Source organism: Nocardia sp. NPDC058497, assembly GCF_042720195.1.
GTDB lineage: Bacteria > Actinomycetota > Actinomycetes > Mycobacteriales > Mycobacteriaceae > Nocardia.
In genome coordinates this window covers 1-6526 of the sequence record NZ_JBHXMY010000103.1, presented here as the reverse complement: position 1 = coordinate 6526, position 6526 = coordinate 1, and the positions used below count along the sequence as shown (strand labels likewise).

At 70.4% G+C, this 6526-nt stretch carries 8 protein-coding genes and 1 pseudogene; all 9 read left to right on the top strand.

Annotation, left to right across the window (positions count from 1 at the left end; genetic code table 11):
• Positions 1-278 (top strand): annotated as a pseudogene (locus ACFWPJ_RS10130) (hypothetical protein); the annotation flags it as partial.
• A 55-nt stretch (positions 279-333) separates the two neighbouring features.
• A complete protein-coding gene (locus ACFWPJ_RS10125) occupies positions 334-1389 on the top strand; it encodes a hypothetical protein (RefSeq protein WP_378849376.1) in 1056 nt (351 codons plus the stop codon).
• 12 nt (positions 1390-1401) lie between these two features.
• Complete coding sequence (locus ACFWPJ_RS10120) at positions 1402-2253, top strand: MinD/ParA family protein (RefSeq protein WP_378849374.1); 852 nt, start codon at positions 1402-1404, stop codon at positions 2251-2253.
• 8 nt (positions 2254-2261) lie between these two features.
• Positions 2262-2894 carry a hypothetical protein gene (locus ACFWPJ_RS10115; protein ID WP_378849373.1) on the top strand — a complete coding sequence of 211 codons (633 nt, stop codon included), beginning with the start codon at positions 2262-2264 and terminating at the stop codon, positions 2892-2894.
• A 94-nt stretch (positions 2895-2988) separates the two neighbouring features.
• Positions 2989-3285, top strand: a complete 297-nt coding sequence (locus ACFWPJ_RS10110; protein WP_022566424.1) for a hypothetical protein — start codon at positions 2989-2991, stop codon at positions 3283-3285.
• A complete protein-coding gene (locus tag ACFWPJ_RS10105; protein WP_378849371.1) occupies positions 3282-3536 on the top strand; it encodes a hypothetical protein in 255 nt (84 codons plus the stop codon). The genes ACFWPJ_RS10110 and ACFWPJ_RS10105 overlap by 4 nt, the downstream gene beginning before the upstream one ends.
• Before the next feature lie 16 nt (positions 3537-3552).
• Entirely contained in the window at positions 3553-4161 is a 609-nt protein-coding gene (locus ACFWPJ_RS10100; protein WP_378849370.1) for a hypothetical protein, read from the top strand.
• A complete protein-coding gene (locus ACFWPJ_RS10095; protein WP_378849368.1) occupies positions 4158-4970 on the top strand; it encodes a hypothetical protein in 813 nt (270 codons plus the stop codon). The genes ACFWPJ_RS10100 and ACFWPJ_RS10095 overlap by 4 nt, the downstream gene beginning before the upstream one ends.
• An 89-nt stretch (positions 4971-5059) precedes the next feature.
• The gene (locus tag ACFWPJ_RS10090) at positions 5060-6511 is read left to right on the top strand and encodes a hypothetical protein (protein ID WP_378849367.1); all 1452 of its coding nucleotides are present in this window, start codon (positions 5060-5062) and stop codon (positions 6509-6511) included.
• The last annotated feature ends 15 nt before the right edge of the window (positions 6512-6526 follow it).

The window sequence follows — 6526 nt, the reverse complement described above, 5'->3', positions numbered from 1 at the left end:
CCCCGACCCAGTACGTCGCCGTGTGGTTCGCCGCCGTCGCGCGCGACGCGGCGGGCGCCTCTGGGCAGGGTGCGGTGCCGGTCGGCGGGTCCGACCAGCGCGGTGCCGGAATCTTCACCAGCCCGACCGGCGCGTATACGACACCCACACCCTCCGGTGGGGGACAATTTCCGTTCGGGACAGGAGCCGATGGCGCCTCATCCGGCGGCGCGACGACTCCGCCTGCCGCGTTACCCGGAACCACCGCTCCCACCACCCGTCCGTTCGCTGTGAACTGATCACCGAGAGGTCTGCAATGCGAATCCATGTGCCCGGCGCCGCGGAAAGGGGGGAATGTTGAAGTCGTACAACGAACTGTCGCGCTGGTATTCGGCGCTCGAGCCAGAGACCGACGCAGCCGACCCTGCGCGCCAGGGCACCGCCGACCCGGCGGCGGGCGAGGACGACGGCCTCGACCGATATTCGCAGCGCCCCGAGCGCGCCCCGTCCGCCGACCAGGCAGCCGAGCCCACCGGGCCCGAGCTGTTCACCACGGCAGGGGACGACTCGGAACGCACGACCGGCCTCGACACCGATCGCCAGGACACCGACCACGGCTACGACAACTCGGCCTACGGCGCCCAGCCGTACCCGGTCGAACCCGAGCCCGAGCCCGAACCGGAGCCAGCGCCGCCAGCCGAACTGGCCGCGCGGCGTAGCGAATTCACCGGCGGCTGGTCGGACTGGGTCGCCGATCCCGCACCGGGCCCCGACGACGACTACGACGCCGAACTGGTCCAGTTCCCCTGGCCCGACGCCGCGGCCGACGACTACGACGAGGCGCGGGTACTCCAGCCTTCCGGCGCGCTGCGCGCGAACACCCGCCGCAATCGCACCTGGCTCGTGCTCGCCGTCGCGGTTCTCGTGTTCGTCCTCGCCGCGACCGGCGTGTTCTTCCTGCTGTTCGGCCGCGGCGGCGACAGCGCCGAACACGCAGCGCCCCTGCACTTCGTGGCGGGCAACCTGGCCGCCGACCCGCAGGGCGCCTGCCCGACCGAACGCACCGAGACGGTGGTGCGCAGCGCCGAAGCGGGTGGCACCGGCTCGGGCCCCGACGCCGTGCTCGCCTTCCAGTACGCCTACTACGTGAACCGATCGGGGGAGCAGGCCAGGGCGCTGGCCGCCCCCGACGCCGCTGTCTCGCCGGCCGCCGTGATCCAGCGCGGTATCGATTCCATCCCGGTGGGGACCACCCACTGCGTGCGGATCACCACCGTCGCCGCGGACCGGTACACGGTGGAAGTCACCGAGTTCCGGCCCGCGGGCGCACCGGCCACCTACACCAAGCAGTCGGTGCGGACCGCGCTGATCGGCGATCGCACGCTCATCACGGGCATCGCGGCAGGGTAAGGAGCAGAGGCGATGACAGACGACTGGAGCCGATGGCTCGACGAAGCCCCCGAGGGGGAGCCGTCGGGTGAGGTGGCGCGTGATCCGGCTCCGGTGGTGCGGTTGCGGCGCAAGAGCGGCGAGCGCGCCGAGGGCGGGCGAAGGCCGATCCTGGTGGTCGGCGGCTGCGGCGGTGCCGGCACGACGACGACGGCGCTCGGGCTGGCGGGCGAACTCGTCACCGAGGGTGCGACGGTCGCGGTGGACGCCACCGCTGCGGGCAGCGATCTGGCCCTGCGCGGCGCCGACAAGCACCTGCACCCGGTGAACCTGCAGTCGTGGGTCTACGGCCGCGGCGACGACGAACCGGCCCCGCTCGAGGACTGCCTGTCCCGGTCGACCTCCGGGTTCGGACTGCTCTGGCGCGACGCCACCCCGCTGCGGCGGCGCGCGACATATCTCACTGTCGCCAGGGCTTTGGACAACGGTGGGTACACCGCGGTCTACGACGGCGGCAACCCGATTGCCGGTCGGCAACTGCGCCCGCTGCTCGACGACGCCGATATCGCACTGGTACTGGCGATTCCGGCTCGCGTGGACGCCGCCAACCGCCTGCGGGTGACGCTGGAATGGCTCGACGACCACTACGGTGACGACGGCGCCGGTGTCGTCGCCGACACCACCATCGTTGTCTCACACCAGTATTCGCACGACGACTCGCGGGTAGCCGAGCATTTGCGCGAGCATCTGTCCGGCTGGGTGCGCGAGGTCGTCGAGATCCCCTACGACCCGCATCTGGCCCGCGGTGAGCTGGTTCGGCACAGCGAACTGGCCGAGCCGACGCGTGCGGCGTATGGGCGGTTGCTCGCCGGGGTGGCATCATGACGGCCGCTATGAATCTTCGTCGTCGTCGTGAACCGGCGCCCGCCGGAATCGGTGTCGTCGCGCCGCCCGAATCGCTGCGCGCGCCGATCTGGGAGCGTCCGGTGCCCGGGGTGGGCCGGGCGCCGCTGGTGTGGCTGCTCGGCGTGCACGGTGGCTCCGGTGCCACCACCCTCGCCCACGTGCTCGCCCCCGCCGCCGACGCCCGCGGCCGGTGGCCCGGTGTGTTCGACCGGGAATCCCCCTATGTCGTCCTGGTCGCGCGCGAAACCATCTCCGGCCTCACCCGCGCGCACGACCTGCTGCGCCAGCACCACGCCGGGCTCGCCGGTCCGTCGCTGGTGCTCGGGCTGATCACGGTCGCGGCGCGCCCGGGACGGGTACCACCGGAGATCCGGCGGTACCGGGACGTGGTCGGCTCACTCGCCGGGCACGTCTGGCAGGTGCCGTGGATCGAGGAATGGACCCTGGTCGAGTCCGAGGCGCTGCCGGTGTGGTCACCGGGCGACGACGTGGCGCCGCGCAAGCGCCGGGTCGACCCGCTCGACGAGGTGCCCGCCGAGATCGGTGAGCTCGGAACCGATCTGGTCGCCGCGATCCGCGCGAGTATCGACGGGCAAGCCCCGGGGGAGGGTCGATCGTGAACGCCGGGCGGTCGGGCCGCCGGTGGTGTACAAACGTGTGTCGGCGTCGAAGTGTTTGTGGCACAACACCTTTACAGTGGGAGAAAGGCACCCGATGAGCATGATCCTCCTCGCCGTGCAGGACACGTACGGCACCGTCCTGGCCCAGGTGGGTAATCCGACACCGGAAGCTCCTCCCGGCTCGGAGAAGATCCTGCAGCTGGTGCGATACCTCACCTGGTTCGTGCTGCTGTCGGGCATCTGCGGCATCACCTACGCGGGCGGCAAGTTCGCCTGGGAGCGCTGGACCGGCGGTGGCCTCGAGTCGCCGAAGATGGTGGCGGGCGCCATGATCGGCGGTGTCGTCGCGACCAGCGCCGGCACCATCATGAATGCGGTCATCGGTACGTGATCACCGTGCTCGCCTACAAGCAGATCCCGGCCGACGTGCTGGCGCCGATGATGCAGCTGCTGAACTGGCTGCTCTGGTTCGTCCTGCTGTCGTGCCTGGCCTGGATGATCCTGTCGGCGGGCCGGCTGTGGATCGCGTTCCGCTCCGATCTGGCCGTCAACGATGCCTCGCACGGCGTCCTGATGAGCCTGCTCGGCGCGGCGGTCGCCAGTACCGCGTCCGCGATCGCGCTGGCCTTCCTGCCGGCGTGAGGGTGCGGACGGAACGATGAATTCCACAGTGACACGGCCGGTCGCGGTCGGTATCGCACTGCTGGCCGCGGCGGTGGGCTGCGGCAGCGGCGACGATGCGGGCCCCGACCTGTCCGCCGCACCGACCGGGGTGCGCTGGCAGGACTACCAGGGCATCGCCCTGCCCCAGTCCGACCAGGGCCCGGCAACGGTAGCCCAAGGTGCCGCAACGGGTTTCGAGCATTCCCCGCGCGGGGCAGGGCTGGCGGCGCTGACCCACACCATCCGGCTGTCGGTGGCGCCCGACAGCCAGTGGGCCACCGTGGTGAACCAGGAAATCGTGCCGGGTCCGGCCCGCGACGAGTGGGCGATCAACCGCGTGCAGCTGTCGATCACCGGGCCCGCCGCGCCGGAGTACGCGCCGAGATTGTTGGGTTACAAAATCACCGAATACCGTGACGAACAGTCCCGGGTCGATGTCTATACCGAGTATTCGGACAGATCCAGGGCGGTGAACCACACCACGGTCAGCTGGTACGGCGGAGACTGGCGACTGCAGTTACCCGATCCGCAGTCCACCGACCGGCCCGTCGACGCGATCGACGAATTACCCACCGACATCGTGATATTGGAGGCACCGACGTGAGCGAGAAGGAGCCGGGCGCGCGCGACCGCGCTTCTTTCGGCATGATCGCCTCGGGTGCCCTGCTCGCCCTGATCCTGGTCGTCGGCGCGGTCGTGTACTTCACCAGCAGCGACGCGGAGATCGACAGCGCGCCGCCGCCCGCGCAGGCCGCCGGCGGAACGGGTTTCGCCGATCCCGAGATCGACCTGCTCGGCAGGCGCGTGGACGTTCCGAACAACCCGGCGGGTCAGCCGCTGGCGCAGATACCGGGAACCCAGCGCACGCCCGTCGATTCGGACTGGCTGACCGGGGCGCCGGAGGGTACGACGAAACCGCATGGCTGGCAGCGGGTATACGGCGCCTCGGTGCCGTTCTCCACCTCCGACGGGCCGACCAGGATCTCCGACGGTCTGGCCGTAGGCTACGCGCGGACCCCGCAGGGCGCCGCGCTGGCCGCAGCACAGATCACCTACCGGCTCAACGCCAGGCCCGCCGATCGCGACCTGTACGTCACCCAGGTGCGGGTCAGTTCGGCGCAGCTGGCCGCCTACGACTCGGCGCTGTCGAGCGACCGGCTGCCGAAACAGCAGCCGGAGAAGGTGACCCGCTACTTCGTGGCATCGGACGCGTTCAGGATCGACGATTACGCCGACGACATGGCCATCGTGCGACTCGCTTCGCGCGGACCGGTCATCGACGGTAAGCAGTTGTACGCCGCCATGCGGATGATCGTGGTGTGGGACGAGGGCGACTGGCGGCTCAAGCCGTCGACCACGAACAACACCCAGACCGAATATGTGGAATCGCTGGCGGGGTGGACGAAATGGTGAGCATCGGTGTACAGCACAGCCCGGATCGATTCCCTGCGGACCATCGAGGGGTGCCAACTATGCTGAGGCGGATCGTCACAATATTCGCGGTGATCTTCACCGTGATGATCGCGACGCCGACGGTGGCCTACGGCCAGACCTACGGCTTCGACCAGGCATGCAACGAGCTGCACGACACACTCGACAGTGTCGCCATTCCCGGTGTCTCCCTCGGTGACGCGGCCTCGGCGGTGTGCAAGGCGGGCAATGCCGCCACCCATCCCGGCGACGCGGCGACCGCGGTCAAGGACAAGGCGTGGGACTCCACCTTCGGCAAGGTGGTCGACTCGCTGATGAAGGGTCTCGGCGAGGCTTTGATCCTGGCGCTGACCTTCTGGATGAAGGTGCCCAACGAGGCGGTGAGCGACTCGGGCGCCCTGTTCACCAAGATCAACGACTACACCTATCAGATCCAGATGTTGTTGCTGATCGCGTCGGTGATCATCACCGGCGGCAGATTGGCCGAGGCCAGACGCGGGGCGGCCGTCAGCGAGGCCGCCGAATCGTTCCGGCTCTTCGCCAGGGTCGTGTTCAGTTCGTGGATGCTCGGCGCGGTGATCGTCGCCGGGACCAGGGCTTCGGACAAGTTCTCCGAGTGGATCATCTCCGACGCCACCGGCGGCAATGCCAAGAACATGGCCGAGCTGATGGTGAAAACGTCCAAGCTGCAGGCGTTCTCGCCCGGTCTGGTGCTGATCATCGCGATCGTCGGCCTGCTCGGCGCGCTCGCCCAGATCGTGCTCGCCATCGTCCGGCAGGGTCTGCTGGTGGTCGCCGCGGGCGTACTGCCGCTGGCCGCGGCCGCGTCGGCGACCGGGACCGGTAAGCAGTCGTATCAGAAGCTGATCGGCTGGATCATCGCGTTCATGCTGTTCAAACCCGTCGCCGCGATCGTGTACATGATCGCGTTCACCACCGCGGGGCACGTCGACGAGACGACCACCTCGGGCGGTCTGCCGGAAGGTGAACAGGCACAGCGGATGCTGGTCGCGCTGGTGCTGCTGTGCAGCGTGGCGTTCGTGCTGCCCGCGCTGATGCGCCTGGTCGCGCCCGCCGTCGCCACGGTCGGCACCGGTGGTTCCGGTCTGATGGTGGCCGGTGGCACCGCGGTCGGCGCGATGGCGCTCGGCGCGATCGGCACCAAGGCGGTCGCCTCCCGGCCCGCCGCGGCGCCCGGTTCGGCAGGCTACTTCGGCAGTGGCGGTGCGGGTCCGCGTCCCGGCGGTGCGGGTCCCGGCGGCGGTGCACCGCGCGGCCCGGCGCCGACACCGCCACCGCGCGGCGGTGGTGGGGCCGCGGCGACGCCCAGTTCGGGTTCGGTGCCCTCGGGCGCGGCCCGCAATGTCATGGCCGCGGGGGGGGGCGGGGGGCGGCGCGGGCGGGGGCCCCCCGCCGGCGCCCGCCCCCCCCCCCGGGGGCCCCCGCGCCCCCCGGGGGGGGGGGGTTTTGGGGGGTGGTATTGCCCCCCCGGCCGGGGGCCCCCCCCCCCCCCGAGTCGATAGCTGTCCGCTACAACC